The organism is Bdellovibrio sp. HCB117 (assembly GCF_047305915.1).
GTDB lineage: Bacteria > Bdellovibrionota > Bdellovibrionia > Bdellovibrionales > Bdellovibrionaceae > Bdellovibrio > Bdellovibrio bacteriovorus_B.
The window spans coordinates 2,742,121-2,760,453 of the sequence record NZ_CP178622.1 but is presented as its reverse complement, the minus strand read 5'-3'; the positions used below and the strand labels follow the sequence as shown (position 1 = coordinate 2,760,453).

Below are 18,333 nucleotides of genomic sequence, written 5' to 3'. Positions count from 1 at the left end.
ACGCGCAAAACGTGTTATCATTTAGATTGGAGGAGGACTCATGACGACTCTTTCAGGACTTAAGGTTCTCATTGTTGATGACATAAAGGACAACCAACTTTTGGTTGAACGCTATCTTCAAAAAGTCGGTGTACAGCACATGGATTTTGCGGAGAATGGGGCCGAGGCTGTTGAAAAAGCGAAACAAGAAGCTTACGACTGCATTCTTATGGACTTACAAATGCCGGTTATGGACGGTATGGAAGCCACGAGGACGCTGAGAAGAAGTGGTTACACGCGTCCGATTTGGGCGTTGACCGCGCACGCTCTGCGTGAAGAAAGAGAGAAGTGTTTAGCGCAAGGTTTTGATAAACACTTCGCGAAGCCATTGGATCGCAAAGCTCTGATCGACGATTTGGAACTTCTTCATCGTCGAAAGCAGAGCGAGCAACATGCTTAAACCTTCATCCGCTTAACACGTTTGATCTTTAATGCGGCTCCTAAAATAAATGCGCTGGCAATCAGGATGTGGATGATGTGGTCAGCTGTTCCAAACTCCAAAACTCCCGGAATTAATTTCCACAAGAATCGGTCTTCGGCGACATGCCCGACAGTGGCCATGGCGGTTTTTCCTAGCGCAAAACCGAGGAGCGCCAGGGTTCCATACACCGCCCCAAAGGCGAATGAATAAATGCGTGCACTTCTTTCGCTATCAAAACCAAACCACAAAGCCAGGGCGCCACTAGCCAAATGAATCGAATTGTGTGAAGCGCTTAAGTGAGCGGAAAATAAATCTGTAACGACAAATCCGATGAGACCAATCGTCAAAAATAAAATTCCTTGAATGACACACACTTCGCGCGCGTAGGTGCGCTCATTGGGCATGGCAAGTTCTTCTGTGGGTGCCGTGTAAGTGCGAGTGACCGTCGTTGGGGATACCGGTGTCGGCCCTCGCGCGGGAGTACTTTTCGGTGGCGTCGGCTTTCTTCGGGGTTCTCTCTCTAATTCCATTCAAGACCTCCTTACTCAGCTTAAATTATAAGTGGAAAGATTGTTCCGACGAGGTCTGTTGATGGAAAACACAAAGGCGATCTGGTGTCTCTCGACAACCGGAATTTTGCATTTACCATGTGCTTGCGGGAAAAAAGATGTGGTGGAACGATTGTTGTATGTGTTTCATCCGTCAGCTTGATTCCGTTCCGGTCTTTTTCCTAAATAGTGTGAAGAGCATAACGTACAACTTAAACGAAAAGGAGAACACGATGAAAAAGCTCGCCGTGATTTTAGCACTTAGCTTCGCAGGAATGTTTGCCAATGCAGACACAACAACACTTCAACCTACAGGTGGTGATATGCATGCTGCCGGTGGTGCTTGGGTTTGTGGTCTGGCTTTCAAAGGCACTTCCAAGGGAATTAAAGTAATCGTAGGCCATTTTAAAACAGTGGCTTATGGCACATTGTCATGTAAAGGCGTGGGCCAAAAGTATAGTCAAAATGTGAAGATCGAAATCGGTCATCACTGGATTGGTGCGACTGCAGGTGTTGGATACTTCAAGCTTGCCGGCGTCTCCTCTGAAATCAGTCTTTTCAATAGTTCACCAGAAGTTTTGTTGGGTAAATACGCTGTCGCTCAGGGTGAAGCCGCTATCATTGGCGGTGTAGGTGCATTCACGGCGGTGAAAGTGGGCTTACCACAATTGGCTTTCAATGTGTCTGTGCAACTTCTTAAAGGTATCGGCGTGCAGGTCGGTATTGATAAGTTGACAATCAGTGCTGTTGACTAAGGTTTGAAAAAACACAAAAGCCCCTGTCAGAAAAGGCAGGGGCTTTTTTATTTACTGCTTCTTTACGTAAGCATTGATGCGCATTCCGCGCGCCATCGAACTTGTTACGGTCACCGTCGTGCCCTGAACCAAGTCTTCTGTTTTCTTGCCGCTAAAATCAATATTGAAATCAACTGTACGTGAACGGTTGCTCGGGCAGGTGAAAACACCTTTGAACATTTTTCCGCTCGCAAAAGTTTTAAAATCCCAGAAAAGTGTGGGGCTCAGACTGAAAGTCCCGTTGCAAGTTTCGTCCACATTGCCATTGGAATAATAGCGTTGAAGCTCGAACTCTTTGGTGTTGACGACTCTAAAGTTGAGATAAACTTTCTGGAAGCCCGCTCGCGCTTCGACTTTGTATTTGCCAATCAGATTCCCTGGCGTGATTTCGGCGGCAAGTGCTTGCGAACCGATAAATAGAAACAGTGCTGATGTTAATAAGTACTTCATTTCATCCCTCCGTTGGTGATGCATTTTTATACGAAGGGAAAAAGTTCCGGACAAAATAAAACCGGTATCTGTGAGGTTTTACAAGTGCCGGAACCTTTCACTTTTTAGTCCATGGAAAACATCAAGTTAAAGCCGACAGCTTTGTAGTTTCCAAGTCCTTTTGCCACGGATCCATTGACCCCATCGAAATAGAAATTGGCACCAAATTTGGGAGTGATCTTGAAAATCCCGCCAAACACCATCGGAAAACTAGGCGTATCAATATCGAGGACACGACAATTCGGATTTCCGGAACAGGAATCAGCAATGTTGATGGCCGCAATAAATCCCAGATAGACGCCGAATTGTTCATGCGGTTTAAAAAGAATGTCGATGGGGATATCGATGTAATCCAAATTGTATTGAATTTTTTCTCCTGTAATATCGCTTTCAGATTCTAAAGGACGTTGAGTGTAGAAAAGGCCCGAGCGTAAATGGGCTACACCACCTTGCAAAGGCAGATGCGCAAAAACACCTCCTTGAAAACCTGTTCGTGCATTGGCGGAAAAGTTTAAACCAGCGACATCGCCGGATTGTTGGCGTACGCCGGCTTCTAATCCATAATCTAAGGCCGCGTTTGCAGTGTAAGACAAAAATATCAGAGCTAAGCTCAACCAAAGTTTTTTCATAGAAACCTCATTGTGTTTAAGGTTCACGATAAAAGAGTGCCCGGTTTCTGGGAATGTCCAGTGGTGAATTACATCGGCTTATAAATTTGTACGACGCCAGTGCCGCGGATCTCAGGAAGCTTCGTAAGCTGTAAAGAGGGCGAAAGAACTTTTCTAGCCTCTTCAAAAGAGTTCCAGCCATGTTCTTGAAGATCGCGCAGTAAGACGAAGGCATTTCCATGGGGGCGCAACGAGTGCTCGATGGCATTCAGAAGAGTCTTAAAATCTGAATCCAGATAAAAGCGACAACGGTTTTTAAATTCCGACGGCGACATTTTTCCGTTTCCGGAAAAAAAGTACGGAGGATTACACAGAATCAAATCATAGCGATCTTTAAATTCGCCACTGAGAAGTTCAGAGTAGTTTATATTTAAAAATCGCAAGTCAGAATTTCCGATTCCTGAAGCGAAGGCATTTTCTAAAAAATATTTCTCGTAGATAGACTGAACTTCAAGAAAATCAAAACTCTTTGGAACTGCATTGAGATTTTTATGGCAGTGAAAAAGAAAATCCAAGCCGATGATTCCACAACCTGAACAAAGATCTAATGCGATAAGGTCCTTCACATTCTTGTCTGAGTAGAGCTCGTAAACTTGACGCGCTAAGAAGACGGAGTCGTGCGAAAAGCGATACTCTTCCGGCTGAGTGTATTTAAATGTGAAATGGGGATTTATGGACGACATTTCGGCCACCATAGCACTGAAGTTTGTGTAACATCAAAGTATTTCCTGCAGCTCCACCTTGCTAATGGCCAATTCGAGATCATAATAAACTTATGAAAAAACTTTCCTCTACTCCTTTGTCTGTTCTTGATCTGGCTCCCATCGCGGAAGGGAAAAATATCGCTGATTCCTTTCACAATACTTTGGATTTAGCAAAGCATGTGGAAAGTTTAGGGTACCATCGCTTTTGGTTGGCAGAGCATCACAATCTAGAGGGAATCGCGAGTGCGGCGACATCGGTATTGATTGGCTATGTGGCAGGGGGGACCTCAAAGATTCGCGTGGGTTCAGGGGGGATCATGCTTCCGAATCACGCGCCCTTGGTTATTGCGGAGCAGTTTGGGACCTTGGAAACCCTTTATCCTGGGCGGATTGATTTGGGATTGGGGCGAGCGCCGGGAACAGATGGATTTACAATGCGCGCCCTTCGCAAAGACTTTACAAATAAAGACGTTGAGTTCTCTGATCAAGTGCAAGAACTTCAGTATTTCTTTGCGCCAGCAGCTCCAGGACAAAAAGTAAAAGCTGTCCCGGGAGCTGGAATTGATGTTCCAATCTGGCTTTTGGGTTCGAGTCTTTATAGTGCGCAGCTCGCGGCCGTTCTGGGATTGCCTTACGCTTTTGCCGGTCATTTTGCGCCCGAGATGATGATGCAGGCCATAGATCTTTACCGCGTGGGCTTTCAAGCTTCTAAACACTTGAAGTCACCTCGTGTGATGATCGGTGTGCAGGTCGTTGCCGCAGATTCTGATGAAAAAGCAAAGTATTTAGCGACGACGAATTATCAACGTTTTCTAGGTATCATTCGTAATCAGCGAGTTTTATTAAAACCTCCGGTGCAGGACATGGATTCACTGTGGACCCCAATGGAAAAAGAGCATGTGCTGCAAAAATTGGGAACGGCGGTGATTGGTGGTCCTGCAAAAGTCAAAGAAGGTTTGCAAAAGCTCATTGATCAGACTGGTGCTGATGAGTTGATGATCGTCTCAGACACATTTGAGCATGCGGATCGTCGACGATCTTTCGAAATTATTAAAGAGGTTTCAGTCTGAGCGCTGAGTTTTAAAAGCGCTTAAACCATTCAATTAAAGTTGTAATAACATCTTCGGCGTTGTCGGATTGTTTTAATTCAGTCGAAACACTCCATGGTCCACCGAGTCTGCGGCGCACGGTGAATTGTTGGGATGTTTCAAAATTGGATCCCAGCGACACCGATGTCTGGTCATCTAAGCGCACTCGCGCCGTGTAGCTTTGTGTGCGCGGATCGAAGTACACGCTTTCAATCGGGGTTGAGGATAATAAGAATAAGGAAGCTAAGCCAAAGGCTTCAGATAACAAGGCCTGATCCAGCTGACCCGCGGTGTTTTTATCTTCGTCGGCAAGTTGCTGCAAAGATTTGTTAAACAGGAGAATTGAAATGATCTGCTGACGACTTAATGGCGGATCACTTAAAAGCTCAATGCGTGGTTTTTCCGTTGTTCCGACAATTAAGATTTCAATTTTCACTTCAGAAGTACGATGAATTAATAAACCATCTAAATCTTGCACTGTTGAGTCCGGATATTTTTTGAGGATAAATCTTTCCACCGCAGCTTTCTTTTTAAAGACTTCCACATTCATCTTTCCGATAGATACAGTGCCGGAGAGGGACTTGGTATCCTTCAATTTATACTTGATGTGGATAGGGATGGCTTCATCTAACAAGCGTGTCTTCAGGCGAAGGGGTGTTGCGTCCGTGTGAATAGCGAGTTCTTTAATGATAAATGTCGAGGGGCCCTTTGGCGCCGGTGGAGCTTGCTCAGTTTTTTTCACGAAGCGAGAGTCCGGCTTAAACTGCGGAGGCGCTTCAAACCCAAGATAGGGAAGTTCTAAAGTGACCTCGGTCAGGCCGATATCCCCTTGAAGAGTGAAGATTGTTTTTTGAATATCAGCATTCAGCTCGACATTCGATAAAGTTTTTAAAGCTTGTCGTGGGCTGGTTAAATCTGTTTTTAATGACGCCTTCACATTAAAGATTTTCGTCAATAAATCTGTAGGGGGTCCTTCGGCTCGCAGTTCAAGGCTTCCTTTTAGGACGTGTAAAGGGGCCGGTAAAGAATAAGCACTTTTCACTAAAAGGCTTTGCCAGTTTTCAAGAGCGGGGATTTTTAATAGTGCCTGCAATTGATCCACTTCAAGCTGTTTCAGTTTTTTCTCTGTCAAATTCAGTGTTGTCTTAGCGGCAGCATCGACGGACAACTCCACTAAAGCGGGCTCTTGCATTCGCAGCTCCGCTTTAGGCTGCAGTTGCAGAGTATCCTTTTTAATATCAATCGGGGATTGAACCAAAGAATTGAGAACTAAAGAGTCCGGCAGTCCTTTCAAAGGCACTTTTCGAATCTTATGAGCTTCTATTGCGCAAGGCCATGTTAGTTGACCGGGAAGGCCTTTTTTAACCGTGATAGAAATATCACAATCTTGAATTGAGAGACGCTGGAACGGCAGACGGCTGTCTTTAAGGTCCGCCAGCAGACTTAACTTCCACAGATCCTTTTGCAGTTCCGCTTTAAGACCGGATTGCAACTGCATTTTTTGATATTTCATCAAACCGTCTAATTCTACTTGCAGCTTTTCCAGCCATTGAGCTTTGAGATTTGTTTTTACTCCGAAAGAAGGAAGTTCAATCACCCCTTGGGCTTGCAGTTCTGCCGGTGAAATGAGAGTCATAGAGGCATTCATCTGGGCCTTTACGAAAGACTCTTTTTTCATTTTCATTTCAAAATCCGTATTCAGGCGAACATCTTTTCCTTCAGAGCGGACTTTGGTGGACGCTTCCATTTCGGTATCTGGCATCAAAAAGATTTTGGCACCTTGAATATCGATGTGAATGGATTCAATCGCGTCTTTGGGAAGTAAAGCCAAATACCGCGACAGGAATGAGTCGAGGGGGCCGAATTCAAAAGCAGGCCATTGAAATGCTTCGGCGGGTTTTGGCTCTGTGGACTCGGGGACCGTGACAAGGATGTGGTCCGAAATGATATCCATCTTTAGGTTCTTGATCTGCACAAAAGGCATCTTCGTCATAAATCCAATAGAGGTATCCAAATGGATTTTTTTTGCGCAAATGTCTATGCTAGGGTTCGCATATTTAAAGCAAAGATTTCCCGTATTCAGTTTCAAGTATTTCGCCGTGAAGCCATCGTTCGTGATCTTCAAATCTAAATTCTGCCAGCCCAGTTCAATTTGAGTTTTTTGCACGACCTTGCGAAGGTTGGACTCGTTTAATAACCAATCAAGATTCATCCACAGAACGCCAAGAGCTAGCAGCAGAAGAACGACAAAGCCTAAAAGGAAGAGGAAGAATTTCTTCATTAGAACTCCCTTCCCAAGCTTAAGTAAAATTGCCAATGCGGTTCAACATCCACTCCATCGGCAAAAAGAACTTGTCCTTGTGAAACGCTTGCGCGCACAGGACCTAAGAAGGAAGGCCAACGAATGCCGATGCCTGGGGAGTAATAAAGCGTGCGGTACAGCGTCCAGATCTGATCGCTTTCCCATCCCATATCTAAGAAAATAAAAGGCTGAAGTTTAAACGGGAAGACGTCGCCGGCGCGCAATTCGAGGCCTTGGTAAAGAAACGTCGCGGATCCTAAATTAGAAAGTGGAATCTGTTTTCTGGAAAAGCCGCGCAAAGTCCCATCACCTCCCATATAGAAGCGTAAGTTTTCGGGAACCACGGAATAAAATTGCGAATCATCCGACATAAAAAAGGTGCCGGCTTTAAAGCGCCAGCCGATCACCATCAAGGGCGGATCCCACAAATTAAAGTTCCAAAGATTCTGTTGCTGATAAAGCCATTGATGAAAAGTTTGGTCCGCACCAAGATTTTCATAGGCTGAGCGCAGATTGGATGAAAGCTGCCAGCCGGAGCGGGGTTCACCCATATAATATTCGTAGTCATGGCTTTGCAGATAAAGTTCCACATTGGATGTGGCGCTTAAAAGAACATAGTTGGATACATCACTCTCGACATTGTTGTACGTATAAAAAGGCCCGAGCTGAAAGCGCGAGGTGAAACTTTCAAATTCTTTAGTCAGACCCCACTCGACTCCCAGTTCGGCGGTGAAGGATTCATACTGGTCTTCCATCTCATTTTTTAAGTTGAGCTGTGGAGACCAAAACGTTCGGTCTTTATAGGGCCGCCCTTCGTAAATTTGAAAGGCATTGTCCCAAGTCTGTTCAACAAAAGACAAAAACATCTTACTTTCAAAGGTGCTTCCTGATTCATCCAACTGTGAGTGCTTGTACCGAATCTGTGCAATCGCTCCCACCTCCGTATTGAAACCCACGCCGGCAGAAATAAGCTGTGGATCGCCAGTCACCAATCGGGGAATTATTTTAAGTTCTTTATTGGGTAGGCACTGAGTTTCAAAATAAGCACTTAAGTGATACTCATCGGTGATCATACGATTGGAGGTCAGTTGCAAAAGACGGGCATCAAACTTTTGATTGGGCAAAAAGGCGCTGTAACGACCAATCGAGATGCTTTGAGTTGTGCCGCGGACTTCAACATCTTCACTGGATGGAAAATTATAAAGTTCGCCGGGCGCCAAGGTCACCGTGATGGATTCAGTTGAAGGCGCAGCTTGGATTGTGACTTCAGGGCACGGATATCCCAGATTTTGTAAGTGCGCTTTGCTCCAGGCTTCGACTTCATCCAGAAGTTCCGGCGTCAGAGGACGGCCTTTCAGTTTGCGTCTTTTTTCGGAATGAAATGCTGGAGGCTCGTTGATAAACGTCCATTCCTTTAAGAAAGTTTGCGGCCCCGTTTTCACAAACAGTTTGTTTTCGCGAATTTCGAACTGGGGATTGTGAAAGGCGCGTTGTTGTAAAAAAGATTTGAGAAAAAGCTGCGCTTGCCACGGGGGGATGTTTCCCCAAGCGTGACTGTCTTTGTCTCCGCAAATCCATTTGTGCTCGGTTTTTGTCAGTTCTACTTTTTCTGGGGATTCAATTTGAATATTGGGGCAAGGATGATCCGTATGAACATCTTCCGCATTCGCAGAGGCGCCAAGGCTGATCAGCCCTGCTGTCAGAAGAATTTTCTTGAACGTGACAAACATCCTTAAACCCAACGTGCGAATTAACAATTCTAAACAATCTTTGACTGGGAAAGAATAAACTTCCTTCTCTAAAAATAGAAGATATTTGCGTCGGTTTTTAATGAAGATCCGCTGTGAGTTAACACGATCCCGCGGCTTTGCATTCTTAAATTGAAAGCATTTGCACTGCCATAACGGCGAGTACTAAAGAACCTATCAAAGTGAAGATCGGCCCCATTTTATCAGAAAGATGGCGAGCTAAATACAACCCCACGAGTGTTGTAAGAAAAGCAAAAATTCCAATAGAGACGACGTAGTAACTAATATCCTTATTGGCGATACCAAGGCTGATGCCCACACCTAACGCGTCCAGACTGGTTGCGAATGAAACAATCAATACTTTTGTGAAGCTATGAAACTCATTGGACTCCTCCGCTGGTTCTTTTGAGCGAAGGGCTGTAAAGCCTTCGTGAGCCATGTGGGCTGCGACCGCCGCTAAGAGTGAAAACGCAATCCAGTGATCATAGTCAGCAATGTGGGAAATGATTTTTGCTCCCGCTAAAAATCCCAAGAGGGTGACGACAGCTTCAGCTCCGCCTGAAGAGACCGCAAATTTTAAAGCATCTTTTCTGGTGAAGGGGCGTCCGCCCATTGCCAATGCGGCAGAAAAAGAATCCGCACTTAAAATCAATCCTAAAACGATAACTTCGATCATGAAAGCCCCACTAAAAATGCCGTGGGTCTGTTTTTAGATACGAGACGACACGGCGTTTGTTAACACCAATGTCAGTCTCATCAACAAGATTGGGATCTTGCGGAAAGGCCGGAGTTCATCACTCAGTATGTCGACCTCACCTTTAGCCTCAGGGGACTAAACGATTACTCCCTAACGAGTCCTCAAGATAGGGGATGGAGGTCATTTCTGTCAACTCGGATTCAAGATTAGCGACGTGATCCCATCCAGGCTTTGTTCTTTTCCAGAACTTCGGCGGGGAGCTCCTTTACCAGTTGCTCCATAATCATAGCAATTGTCGTATTACGCAGTTCTTTGCGCCAAGCTTCGTCCGCCCGGTACATCACTCGTGCAATATTGCAAGGGCGAGGGCCGATTTTGAATTTTCCTAGGCAGGGATTGTTTTTACGAATCTCTGCGCACTCGAAGGTGGAGGTTTTTCCCTCCACGGCTTCGACGATTTCTAGAAAGGTGATTTTATCTGGCGTCTTTGCCAGGCGGTAACCACCTGTCGGGCCTAATGTTGCCTCGATAATCTTTGCGGTGGAAAGAGCCTGCAAAGCTTTCGATAGATATTCTTTAGGAATACCATGAAACTCCGCCAAATCTTTTGTTGCTAAATACTGTCCCGGTTCTAGCGAAGCTAAAACTGTGCAGCAATGTAAAGCCCATTCCACCTGATTGCGAAGTACCATTAAGATAAACCTGCCTTATCTAGTCCAAATAATTTGTCCATAGTGCCTGGAGTAGAGCGGAAAGCAACTCCCAAGCGATTCCAAGCATTGATAGAAACAATCGCCATTGTCAAATCAGAGAGTTCTTTTTCAGAGAAAAACTCACGCACTTTCTTAAATTCATCATCGCTAATGCCTTCGTGAGGGATGCGAGTGAGAAGTTCCGCCCAACGAAGTGCGGCTCGTTCACGATTTTCGAAAAGCGGGGATTCGTGCCACACGGTCAAGTGGTAAAGACGCAGTTCTTTTTCGCCGTCGATCTTGGCTTCTTTGTGGTGCATGTCCACGCAAAAAGCGCATCCGTTCAGTTGGGAAACACGGATTTTCACCATATGAATTAAGTTTTTTTCCAGTGATGTCGTCTTTAAGTAAGCTTCAAGTCCCATAAGACTTTGTACTGCGGGGCCAGATTGTTGATTGTAGTTGATTCGTTGGCTCATTGAGCAACCTCCTAATTAAGGATAATTTATATCCTTAATTAGGTTTTGTCCAGAGCCTTGAAAAAAATCCCCTCGTTTGTATAGGTTTGAAACGTTAAGTGCTTGAAGTTTCATCATTTTGAATTATGGCCCAGAGCTTCAAACACAAGAGGGTCATGACAGTCGGCCGTTTCAATTGTCTACTAAGAGCGTATGTCACTATAAGGGGTTGCCGATTTATGACATTTGAACAGTTGATCACTTTGGAAATGATTGTAGAGAAAGGCAGTTTTAAAGCAGCGGCCGAAGCCCTGTACAAAACGCAGCCGAGCTTAAGTGTGGCTATCAAAAAGTTAGAAGAAGAATTCGATGTTCTGCTTTTCAATCGTGATGAGTACCGCCCGACATTGACCGACCAAGGTAAAACTTTTTATCGCTGGGCGCAGAACTGTTTACGAACTTTCCGTGAGCTTGAAGTCAAGGGGAAGGAGTTAGGCAAGCAGGCTATCGAACCTCGTTTGAATATCGTCTTAGATCCTCTTGTCCAGTTTGAATCTGTGCAGCCCGTGTTCGAGGCACGTTCTCATCTGCCTAGCGTGACGGAATTTAGTTTTCAAACAGAAACTCTCGACGGCGGGATGCAGTTTCTTATAGACGGAGAGGCCGACTTTGCGATTGCTCCCAAAATCAACGAAGACGAAAGAATTGAGAGCCTGCCTTTTGCAAAAATTAAAATGATTCCGGCGGTGGCCAAAAAGCTTTTGAAGAACGAAAGCGTGGACTACAACTGGCTTCGCAATAATCGCCAAATCGTCGTCTCAAAAAATGGAGGAAAGAATTTTGATCCCTCTAAGGCGGCTAAAGGTATGTTTAGCGACGGGCCGAAATGCTTTGTGACCGATCACACTCTTAAGCGCAACCTTGTGGTGAATGGTTTTGGTTGGGGGCGCCTTGCCACCTATGAAGTTCAGAATGAGCTTCGTAAGGGCACGGTGATCGAAATCAAACATGATTCCATTGTGCCAATTACTTTGAATTTGCATATCATGCGTTCGAAGTTAAAACCCATGGGGCCGGTTGCGAAAATCATCTGGGAACAGCTTCTTAAGCAGTGTGAGTCTTTGCCGTCGAACACGAGAAAATCAAAGAAGAAAAATTAAGCCCGCTTCCGTCTGCTAAGTCACATCTGAATTTTTCGTAATTTGAAATGAGAAGTCGACCTTCCTAATTTGAAAAACAGGAAGGTTTATGAAGACATTAAGCACATGCTCTTTTGTCCTAATGCTATTCTTTTTAAACTCGGCGCGGGGGGAGTCTCGTCTGGTGGGAACTTGGGTTTCTCAGTCAGGGGATGCCACTTGGGCCCGCCTTGAAATCAGCCCTGATCTTTTGGTGACGGCTTATCGCACATGCGCCCCTGATAAGAGCTGTGAGGGGCGCACGGAATTTAATCTGGTCTCTTATGGTCCCTTGTCGGGATTGCACCACATGGGGACCGGGGAAATTATTGATCGTCATAGCAAAACAACCGCGACGCAAATTTTAGAAGTCAGATCCGGCCGACTTTTTTTAAAAGAATACAGTCAGCCTCTTGCGGTGAAGCATAAAGCTTATAAAGAACTCAAGACTACTTTCCGAATGGTCTCGGGGGCCGCGTCGACGTCGCGAACTAAACGATAATGAAGAAGCCCAAAGGAGGGTTCCTTTGAGCTTCGATAAGACGGGAGGGGAAAGAAAGCAAACCAGTTTAAGCAAGATCAAAAAGCATAAACTCAGAGTCTTGGTTTGCTGACATTTTCAGGGCTTGTTCCTGGCTGACTTTAAGAGCATCCCCGGTTTCTAAAGTCTGACCATTAACATTGATTTGTCCTTTGATGGCCTGAATCCACACGTGTCTTGAAGGACGCATTTTAAATTCGACATCTTTTCCGGCTTTCATGCGTGAGATGTAAAGATCGGCATCTTGATTGATGCTGATCGAACCTTCTCGGCCATCTTTAGAGACAACTAAGACCATATCTTTTGAATTTAAGTCTTCTTCAAAAGATTTTTGTCCGTAACCGAATTCGGTACCGTGGCGATCTGGCAAAATCCAGATTTGGAAAAAGTGTGTCTCGGAATCTGCGGATTTATTGTATTCCGAGTGCATGACTCCCGCGCCGGCACTCATTCTTTGCACTTCTCCGGGTTTAATCACGGCTATATTGCCCTTAGAGTCTTTGTGTTCCAAAGCTCCTTTAACAACGTAAGAGATGATTTCCATATCACGGTGTCCGTGCATGCCAAAGCCAGTGCCACCATCAATGCGGTCTTCGTTGATCACTCGCAAAGCTCTGAAGCCCATGTGTTCGGGATCATAGTAGTCTGCGAAGGAAAATGTATGGCGTGATTTCAGCCAGCCATGATCAGCAAAACCGCGTTCATTAGATTTGCGTAGTTCAAACATAAAACCTCCATTGTCCGGCATTGAAAAACCGGGCGCAAATTTCTTTGCGGCCCAGCCTGCCGCTAGTGATGAAAGCCCGAAGAGGAAAAAACGTCTATTGAAGAATTTTTCTCGGAGCTTCATCGTTTACTCCTTAAGCTTGTTTCACAAATTGCACATCAAGAGAAATTGTGACGTCGTCTCCGACTAAAATACCACCTGTTTCTAAAGCCGCATTCCAAGTCAGGCCGAAGTCTTTTCGATTGATCTTTGTTGTCGCAGAAACACCCACTTTGATATTTCCCCACGGGTCTTTCATTTCTGCCGTAGGACCCTCGACGTCAAGGTTCACTTCCTTCGTGATGCCATGAATGGTCAGGTCTCCTAAAACCTTCAGCTCTCCATCACCAGCCACTTTCACGCTTTTCGACTTGAATGTAATTGACGGGAACTTTTCAACATCAAAGAAGTCGGCACTTTTTAAATGCGCGTCTCGTTGGGGTTCGCGAGTATTGATGCTAGCAGCTTCAATGGTTGCTTCCACTTTAGCTGCTGTCGGATTGGCAGCATCAAATTCAAGAGTGCCTGACATCTTTTCAAAGCCGCCATGAACTTTGGCAATCATCATGTGTTTAATGCTGAAGTTCGCAGTGGAGTGGGAAGGGTCGATTTGGAATTTCATAGTGTTCTCCTTTAAATTTGGGCGATGCCCTTACATGAACTACTATCGTCTAAATCCAGAATTAAAAAAATTATTAAGAATTCATGTTCTATATAAATTGAATTTATATAGTTCTGTTCATTTCAAAGCGTGGAATGTTTAAGAGTCGTCGTCGCGTACGGGAGGCCTTCTAGCTTTAAGACAAACGTCGTGTTTCATTCAGAGATTTTCGTAAGACATGATGTGCATCATATTGCTTCTTCAACCCCAGGCCGAAAATGAGGACATCAAGGAGGCAACAAATGCCACAATCATTCTTCCAATGGGACCCAGTACGTTTAACTACACACGTCGATGCTATGGATCGCGAGCATCAAAAACTAATCGAGATCATGAATCGTCTTTATGAAAAACATCAGGCCAAAGCGCCTGTTCATGAATTGAAAGCCCTGGTGAATGAATTGGCTTCGTGGACGGTCACTCATTTTGATCACGAAGAAAAATACTTCGATACGCTGGAGTACGCGCAAGCAAATGTGCACAAAAAAATTCACAAAGATCTTTTGGCACGCCTTGGAACTTTTAAAGCTGAATTTGAAAAGACGGGAGTTTTAACAGACGCGTTCTTCCAGTTTCTAAAAACTTGGCTGAGCGCTCACATCATGGGCATTGACGTGAAGTACAGCGAAGCGAAAAAGAAATCAGCTGCGTAAAAAAAAGAGCCTGCGTACAGCAGGCTCTTTTTACTGCATCTATTGATTCACAAGTTCTGGTGCCTCGCCATTGTTGGCTAAACCTACATAAGATCGGTATCGAACGTCGCTTGCCCAATCTTCCTTCGCAAGTCTTTTTAAGCTCGTCATTGCTGGGCTGCATGTTGTATTCGGTATATTTAAAATTCTCAGAGCGACGCATATGCCATCAACTGATGCGACCGCTTCCGCTCGTGCATTTTCATTGCTGGGCATAGCCGAGCCATTGGCTCCCAGGTAAGAGTTGTTAAGAAAATCGACCACCAGTCCGCCTCGCTGATGATCTGCATGGTAAATCTCCATAGCTCTTTCTACGATGTAAGTTGCTACTAAGTTTCCTCGATTCTGGTGCTCTAACAAGATGGCCTTAAGTGTATCAAGCGTCTCCTGTGTGTTGTTCACCCAGAGGCCTTGAATCGCTTTTTTGTGCGCTTCGAAGCCAGAGACACCGTCACACATTCTAGTCCACTTAGCGATGTTCACGCGCTCAGTGGAATCTGGCGGCAAATTATTTACAGCTTGATAATATTCGTTCCAATCGTGGGTGAAAGTCGCTGTCTGTCCGGGCAGTAAGATATAGTTTTGACATGTGCTGTTTGAGTCGTACCAGGACGGATGATTCACAATGCCTAAGTCTAATCCGAGTATCTTTCTTCTAGCCGCTGTCGCGATAAAAGGAATCTCTGAAGATGGAAGAGTTAAGGTTGAATACTTATCAAGCAAAGTCATGACTGTCGGATCCGGGAGAGCTATTCTGTCGAAGGACCGGATTAAAGCCTCCATGCGTGGAGACGTATCTGTCGTTTGATCGAGAATTTGTGCATCACTAACTAGTACTGGTAGGGAACTTCCGCAGCCAAATCGACTGATTTCGTTAATTGTAGATACCGTTTCATCAAATGAGGGCGCGTTTGCCAAATCAGTTTCCAGAGCCAGAAGCCTGTTCATTTCATTTTGAGACACGTAACTACAGTCCGCTGCTAATTGATATATTTCCTGATATCTCAAGGGTAAGGCTTGTTGACTTGATATTGAAGCTTCCTGCAAGCAGCCACACAAGCTAAGAGCTGAAATCAGGTAGAGAGAGTTCTTCATACACACCTCCGTGCTTGTCCTTTATTATAGAGACTTCGAGCGGCTTCTAAACTTCTTTTTATTTTTGTATTACAGAGAGAAAAATCACTAAAAACTGTGACTTTTAAAAAACACGAATTTTCAATATGGAACTGTTAAGGTTTTTTATTTAGAAATCAGGATTGTGACTGGCGGAACTGAATAATCATGCCTTGTGGAATATTCAAAGGAAGGAACGTTGACAGCGATGTTGAGGCCGACTACTCCTGAGAGAAACGGAGGGTTTTCTATGAAAGGGTTGGCTCAAGTCGCTGTTTGTTTTTCTGTGATGTTTGCAACTGTTTCGGCGTGGGCCTGGCATCAAGTCGCGCAGACGACAGTGTTCGCGGATCATTCTCCGTTTCAACAAATCATGCTTCGTCCAGTTCCTGGAAAAGCGACGACGACGCATCTTCGTTTGCAAATCTTGAATCCATCGGGCGCGCGCTTGCAAAGAGTGGAGTTGATCTCTGATCGTGGATTTTTTCCTCTGTTCGCTTTGCAAGGGGATTATCGTTATGGGATGGAGCGCTTAACGGCTCATCCGGCGGCTCAGGGGCGCACATTGCGTTTAGAACTGCAAAGTCTTCGTCGCGGGGAGCCTGTGACCATCTCTGTTTGGGCTCAATAGTCTAGAGATACAAATTGTTTTTAAATCCCCGGGGTTTAACAAAGAAATTCTTGAAATCATTGAGCTAAACCCCTATAAAGAAGGCTCACAGCAATGTGATACAGCGTGGTTCCGTAGCTCAGCTGGATAGAGCATCTCCCTTCTAAGGAGAGGGTCGTACGTTCGAGTCGTACCGGAATCACCATTTTCCTTCTTAAACCCCAAAATTACACGCCGCATCTAAAGCGTCTTCTTGTCGAATGACGGAGTGGTTCGCTCGTTGTTGCCTCCAAAACTCGAGCTTTAGACAATATTTTGGCGGAGGCTCGATGACACAGAAAAAGATCGCCAGCGACGCTGCCTTGGTCACAGACAGTGACTATCTAAACGCCCTTTTAAAACTTTTGGATCAAGCTGAAAACGAAATCAATATTCTGGCTTATTCTTTTGCTATCGGAAGTGCAGCGGGAAAGCTGAACATGAATACGGCTCCGTATACCATTGCGGAAAAAATCAAGGAGCTCAAACGCAAAAAGCCTGAATTGCGCATCCGTCTTTATATCGAGGGAGTGCGTGACACCTCCGATCGAAACATGGTGACGGCACAGTTTCTAAAAAGAGCCGGAGTCGAAGTCGTCTATGGAAAAACTCACGCAAAAGGTTTCAGTATAGACGGTCGCTACGTTCTTTTCGGGTCGACGAACTTAACTCATCAATCCATCGTCAAAAATTACGAAACGAATCTTCTTATAGACAACAAGGTTGTTGCGAAAGAGTTCAATCGCTACTTCGAGCATCTGTGGCAAGGGGGAGGGCATGGCGGCATCGAGCTTCGTCCTCCGATGCTTGCTGATGGAGACTTTAAAAACGTTCTTGTGGATATGATCCACTCTGCAAAAAGGACTTTGGAATTTTCCATTTACTTTTTTGATCATAAAGAAATTCGCGACGCTTTTATCGAGGCTCATCGGCGCGGAGTCAAAATCAAAGGTTTTGCTCATCACCACACGGCCTTTGCTTTAAGTTATGTGCGAAGAACTCGGCGAACCATTGAACGGTTGCAAGAAGAAGGAATCGACAGTCTTTACTTTGCGCCCGGCAGCTTTTTTACTCACTCAAAGTACTTGATCAAAGATAAGGAAGAAGTTGCATTGGGGACGGGGAACTGGTTGGTGGAGGATGTGGAAATTCATCCGCAGCTCTATATTCATTTAAAAAATAAGGAACTAGCTCAACAGCTTTCAAAACACTTAGCGAAGCAAATCGCTAAGCAACGTGACGCTTCTGAAGAGACGCACACAAAGCCACGCCTGCTAAGATCACGTACCAGATCGTCAGAATCCAGAACAGCAAGATAGGCAGAGCGGCAAACGAGCCATAGATTTTATTATAGGCAAAGAACTTTAAAGCCAAAGCGGCGTAACTTTTATGTACGCCATACATCACCAAAGCGGCGACCACAGCGGAAATAAACGCCGCACTCTTTTTCACATAAACAGTGGGCACCAGTTTATAAATCAGAAACAAAGACCCGACTAAGACTATAGAGTTTGAAACAAAAGCGGGTACCACACGGTGAACAAATTGAAATTGTTCCAAGGACTGAAAGCCGACATAGACGGCAAGTAAAACGGGAATAAGAAGAATAAGGCCCCATTGATAGATCACGCGTTTATAGAAAGGTCTTGTGTTCTTTTGATTCCAGACACGATGAATGCCGACTTCCATATCCAAAAGCATGCGGATAGACGTAATGAAAAGAAGCACCGCCCCCGTAGTTCCCAATTTGCCCGCGCTGATGTTTTTTAGAAAAATGCGAATGAACTTTGTGACATCCGAACCCGCAGCCTCGCGGATATTCCTTAATAACAAAGATTCTACTTGTGGATAAAACGCTTCAAGACCGCCGATAGATTGGAAGGTTGCAAGAACGACGGCAATGAACGGAACCAAGGCAATGGCCGTGGAAAACGCCAATGACGCTGCGACAAGCTGGATTTCTCCATCCCGCATCTGCTGAAGAGTGTCCTTCAGGACTTCGCCAAGAGTTTTTAATCTTAAAGACTGGAACAACGGACTCATTAAGCCGACAATAGCATGCTTAACGAGGTCCGCCTAATTCTT

General features: G+C 45.0%; 21 protein-coding genes and 1 tRNA gene. 9 read left to right on the top strand and 13 right to left on the bottom strand.

Features of this window, described 5'->3' with window-relative positions:
* Positions 1–40 precede the first annotated feature (40 nt).
* Positions 41–439 (top strand): response regulator, encoded by a 399-nt coding sequence (locus ACLWBD_RS13070; protein ID WP_063204823.1) that lies wholly within the window; start codon positions 41–43, stop codon positions 437–439.
* Here the strand turns inward: ACLWBD_RS13070 and ACLWBD_RS13065 are convergent.
* Positions 436–990, bottom strand: a complete 555-nt coding sequence (locus ACLWBD_RS13065) for a hypothetical protein (RefSeq protein WP_413568486.1) — start codon at positions 988–990, stop codon at positions 436–438. The two genes, ACLWBD_RS13070 and ACLWBD_RS13065, sit on opposite strands and share 4 nt — an antisense overlap.
* 251 nt (positions 991–1,241) lie before the next feature.
* Here ACLWBD_RS13065 and ACLWBD_RS13060 point away from each other — a divergent pair, with 251 nt between their 5' ends.
* The gene (locus tag ACLWBD_RS13060) at positions 1,242–1,763 is read left to right on the top strand and encodes a hypothetical protein (protein ID WP_063204821.1); all 522 of its coding nucleotides are present in this window, start codon (positions 1,242–1,244) and stop codon (positions 1,761–1,763) included.
* A gap of 51 nt (positions 1,764–1,814) precedes the next feature.
* Here the strand turns inward: ACLWBD_RS13060 and ACLWBD_RS13055 are convergent, their stop codons facing one another.
* The 3 genes from ACLWBD_RS13055 to ACLWBD_RS13045 form a co-directional block, all read right to left on the bottom strand.
* Positions 1,815–2,252 carry a hypothetical protein gene (locus ACLWBD_RS13055; RefSeq protein ID WP_413568484.1) on the bottom strand — a complete coding sequence of 146 codons (438 nt, stop codon included), beginning with the start codon at positions 2,250–2,252 and terminating at the stop codon, positions 1,815–1,817.
* 104 nt (positions 2,253–2,356) lie between these two features.
* Entirely contained in the window at positions 2,357–2,920 is a 564-nt protein-coding gene (locus ACLWBD_RS13050) for an outer membrane beta-barrel protein (protein ID WP_063204819.1), read from the bottom strand.
* 68 nt (positions 2,921–2,988) lie between these two features.
* A complete protein-coding gene (locus tag ACLWBD_RS13045; RefSeq protein WP_413568483.1) occupies positions 2,989–3,642 on the bottom strand; it encodes a methyltransferase in 654 nt (217 codons plus the stop codon).
* A gap of 92 nt (positions 3,643–3,734) precedes the next feature.
* On the opposite strand from ACLWBD_RS13045, the gene ACLWBD_RS13040 reads away from it, so the two are divergent.
* Positions 3,735–4,733 carry an LLM class flavin-dependent oxidoreductase gene (locus ACLWBD_RS13040; RefSeq protein WP_413568482.1) on the top strand — a complete coding sequence of 333 codons (999 nt, stop codon included), beginning with the start codon at positions 3,735–3,737 and terminating at the stop codon, positions 4,731–4,733.
* Positions 4,734–4,743: 10 nt separating this feature from the next.
* On the opposite strand, the gene ACLWBD_RS13035 is transcribed toward ACLWBD_RS13040, so the two are convergent.
* The 5 genes from ACLWBD_RS13035 to ACLWBD_RS13015 all read right to left on the bottom strand — a co-directional run bounded on the left by ACLWBD_RS13035 (position 4,744) and on the right by ACLWBD_RS13015 (position 10,669).
* Positions 4,744–7,032, bottom strand: coding sequence for a translocation/assembly module TamB domain-containing protein (locus tag ACLWBD_RS13035; protein WP_413568481.1), 2,289 nt, complete (start codon positions 7,030–7,032; stop codon positions 4,744–4,746).
* Positions 7,032–8,783 carry an autotransporter assembly complex protein TamA gene (locus tag ACLWBD_RS13030; RefSeq protein ID WP_413568480.1) on the bottom strand — a complete coding sequence of 584 codons (1,752 nt, stop codon included), beginning with the start codon at positions 8,781–8,783 and terminating at the stop codon, positions 7,032–7,034. Before ACLWBD_RS13030 ends, ACLWBD_RS13035 begins: the two co-directional genes overlap by 1 nt.
* Positions 8,784–8,928: 145 nt before the next feature.
* The gene (locus ACLWBD_RS13025) at positions 8,929–9,477 is read right to left on the bottom strand and encodes a manganese efflux pump MntP family protein (protein WP_063204815.1); all 549 of its coding nucleotides are present in this window, start codon (positions 9,475–9,477) and stop codon (positions 8,929–8,931) included.
* 227 nt (positions 9,478–9,704) lie between these two features.
* Positions 9,705–10,190, bottom strand: coding sequence for an RrF2 family transcriptional regulator (locus tag ACLWBD_RS13020; RefSeq protein ID WP_413568479.1), 486 nt, complete (start codon positions 10,188–10,190; stop codon positions 9,705–9,707).
* Positions 10,190–10,669, bottom strand: coding sequence for a carboxymuconolactone decarboxylase family protein (locus ACLWBD_RS13015; RefSeq protein WP_063204813.1), 480 nt, complete (start codon positions 10,667–10,669; stop codon positions 10,190–10,192). The genes ACLWBD_RS13020 and ACLWBD_RS13015 overlap by 1 nt, the downstream gene beginning before the upstream one ends.
* Before the next feature lie 218 nt (positions 10,670–10,887).
* Here ACLWBD_RS13015 and ACLWBD_RS13010 point away from each other — a divergent pair, with 218 nt between their 5' ends.
* Positions 10,888–11,808, top strand: coding sequence for a LysR family transcriptional regulator (locus ACLWBD_RS13010; protein WP_413568477.1), 921 nt, complete (start codon positions 10,888–10,890; stop codon positions 11,806–11,808).
* 88 nt (positions 11,809–11,896) lie between these two features.
* Complete coding sequence (locus tag ACLWBD_RS13005; RefSeq protein ID WP_413568476.1) at positions 11,897–12,328, top strand: hypothetical protein; 432 nt, start codon at positions 11,897–11,899, stop codon at positions 12,326–12,328.
* Between the two features lie 67 nt (positions 12,329–12,395).
* Here the strand turns inward: ACLWBD_RS13005 and ACLWBD_RS13000 are convergent, their stop codons facing one another.
* Together ACLWBD_RS13000 and ACLWBD_RS12995 are read right to left on the bottom strand one after the other, a co-directional pair.
* Positions 12,396–13,094 carry a pirin family protein gene (locus ACLWBD_RS13000; RefSeq protein ID WP_413568475.1) on the bottom strand — a complete coding sequence of 233 codons (699 nt, stop codon included), beginning with the start codon at positions 13,092–13,094 and terminating at the stop codon, positions 12,396–12,398.
* Between the two features lie 133 nt (positions 13,095–13,227).
* The gene (locus tag ACLWBD_RS12995; protein ID WP_063204810.1) at positions 13,228–13,755 is read right to left on the bottom strand and encodes a YceI family protein; all 528 of its coding nucleotides are present in this window, start codon (positions 13,753–13,755) and stop codon (positions 13,228–13,230) included.
* 281 nt (positions 13,756–14,036) lie between these two features.
* On the opposite strand from ACLWBD_RS12995, the gene ACLWBD_RS12990 reads away from it, so the two are divergent.
* Positions 14,037–14,447, top strand: a complete 411-nt coding sequence (locus ACLWBD_RS12990; protein ID WP_413568473.1) for a bacteriohemerythrin — start codon at positions 14,037–14,039, stop codon at positions 14,445–14,447.
* 39 nt (positions 14,448–14,486) lie between these two features.
* On the opposite strand, the gene ACLWBD_RS12985 is transcribed toward ACLWBD_RS12990, so the two are convergent.
* Positions 14,487–15,434, bottom strand: a complete 948-nt coding sequence (locus tag ACLWBD_RS12985; protein WP_413568471.1) for a hypothetical protein — start codon at positions 15,432–15,434, stop codon at positions 14,487–14,489.
* 415 nt (positions 15,435–15,849) lie between these two features.
* Here ACLWBD_RS12985 and ACLWBD_RS12980 point away from each other — a divergent pair, with 415 nt between their 5' ends.
* The 3 genes from ACLWBD_RS12980 (at position 15,850) to ACLWBD_RS12970 (ending at position 17,567) form a co-directional block, all read left to right on the top strand.
* Positions 15,850–16,230, top strand: a complete 381-nt coding sequence (locus ACLWBD_RS12980; RefSeq protein ID WP_063204808.1) for a hypothetical protein — start codon at positions 15,850–15,852, stop codon at positions 16,228–16,230.
* Positions 16,231–16,337: 107 nt separating this feature from the next.
* Positions 16,338–16,414, top strand: a tRNA-Arg gene (locus ACLWBD_RS12975).
* A 124-nt stretch (positions 16,415–16,538) separates the two neighbouring features.
* The gene (locus ACLWBD_RS12970) at positions 16,539–17,567 is read left to right on the top strand and encodes a phospholipase D-like domain-containing protein (RefSeq protein WP_413568468.1); all 1,029 of its coding nucleotides are present in this window, start codon (positions 16,539–16,541) and stop codon (positions 17,565–17,567) included.
* Here ACLWBD_RS12970 and ACLWBD_RS12965 read toward each other — a convergent pair.
* Complete coding sequence (locus ACLWBD_RS12965; protein ID WP_253696360.1) at positions 17,476–18,291, bottom strand: YihY/virulence factor BrkB family protein; 816 nt, start codon at positions 18,289–18,291, stop codon at positions 17,476–17,478. The two genes, ACLWBD_RS12970 and ACLWBD_RS12965, sit on opposite strands and share 92 nt — an antisense overlap.
* Positions 18,292–18,333: the final 42 nt, after the last annotated feature.

Coding starts and splice junctions, on each gene's coding strand:
- ACLWBD_RS13065 (WP_413568486.1), bottom strand. CDS start 990: ATGGAATTAGAGAGAGAACCCCGAAGAAAGCCGACGCCACCGAAAAGT.
- ACLWBD_RS12995 (WP_063204810.1), bottom strand. CDS start 13,755: ATGAAATTCCAAATCGACCCTTCCCACTCCACTGCGAACTTCAGCATT.
- ACLWBD_RS13040 (WP_413568482.1), top strand. CDS start 3,735: ATGAAAAAACTTTCCTCTACTCCTTTGTCTGTTCTTGATCTGGCTCCC.
- ACLWBD_RS13030 (WP_413568480.1), bottom strand. CDS start 8,783: ATGTTTGTCACGTTCAAGAAAATTCTTCTGACAGCAGGGCTGATCAGC.
- ACLWBD_RS13035 (WP_413568481.1), bottom strand. CDS start 7,032: ATGAAGAAATTCTTCCTCTTCCTTTTAGGCTTTGTCGTTCTTCTGCTG.
- ACLWBD_RS13005 (WP_413568476.1), top strand. CDS start 11,897: ATGAAGACATTAAGCACATGCTCTTTTGTCCTAATGCTATTCTTTTTA.
- ACLWBD_RS13025 (WP_063204815.1), bottom strand. CDS start 9,477: ATGATCGAAGTTATCGTTTTAGGATTGATTTTAAGTGCGGATTCTTTT.
- ACLWBD_RS13060 (WP_063204821.1), top strand. CDS start 1,242: ATGAAAAAGCTCGCCGTGATTTTAGCACTTAGCTTCGCAGGAATGTTT.
- ACLWBD_RS12980 (WP_063204808.1), top strand. CDS start 15,850: ATGAAAGGGTTGGCTCAAGTCGCTGTTTGTTTTTCTGTGATGTTTGCA.
- ACLWBD_RS12990 (WP_413568473.1), top strand. CDS start 14,037: ATGCCACAATCATTCTTCCAATGGGACCCAGTACGTTTAACTACACAC.
- ACLWBD_RS13055 (WP_413568484.1), bottom strand. CDS start 2,252: ATGAAGTACTTATTAACATCAGCACTGTTTCTATTTATCGGTTCGCAA.
- ACLWBD_RS12970 (WP_413568468.1), top strand. CDS start 16,539: ATGACACAGAAAAAGATCGCCAGCGACGCTGCCTTGGTCACAGACAGT.
- ACLWBD_RS13010 (WP_413568477.1), top strand. CDS start 10,888: ATGACATTTGAACAGTTGATCACTTTGGAAATGATTGTAGAGAAAGGC.
- ACLWBD_RS13050 (WP_063204819.1), bottom strand. CDS start 2,920: ATGAAAAAACTTTGGTTGAGCTTAGCTCTGATATTTTTGTCTTACACT.
- ACLWBD_RS13045 (WP_413568483.1), bottom strand. CDS start 3,642: ATGTCGTCCATAAATCCCCATTTCACATTTAAATACACTCAGCCGGAA.
- ACLWBD_RS12985 (WP_413568471.1), bottom strand. CDS start 15,434: ATGAACAGGCTTCTGGCTCTGGAAACTGATTTGGCAAACGCGCCCTCA.
- ACLWBD_RS13015 (WP_063204813.1), bottom strand. CDS start 10,669: ATGAGCCAACGAATCAACTACAATCAACAATCTGGCCCCGCAGTACAA.
- ACLWBD_RS13020 (WP_413568479.1), bottom strand. CDS start 10,190: ATGGTACTTCGCAATCAGGTGGAATGGGCTTTACATTGCTGCACAGTT.
- ACLWBD_RS13070 (WP_063204823.1), top strand. CDS start 41: ATGACGACTCTTTCAGGACTTAAGGTTCTCATTGTTGATGACATAAAG.
- ACLWBD_RS12965 (WP_253696360.1), bottom strand. CDS start 18,291: ATGAGTCCGTTGTTCCAGTCTTTAAGATTAAAAACTCTTGGCGAAGTC.
- ACLWBD_RS13000 (WP_413568475.1), bottom strand. CDS start 13,094: ATGTTTGAACTACGCAAATCTAATGAACGCGGTTTTGCTGATCATGGC.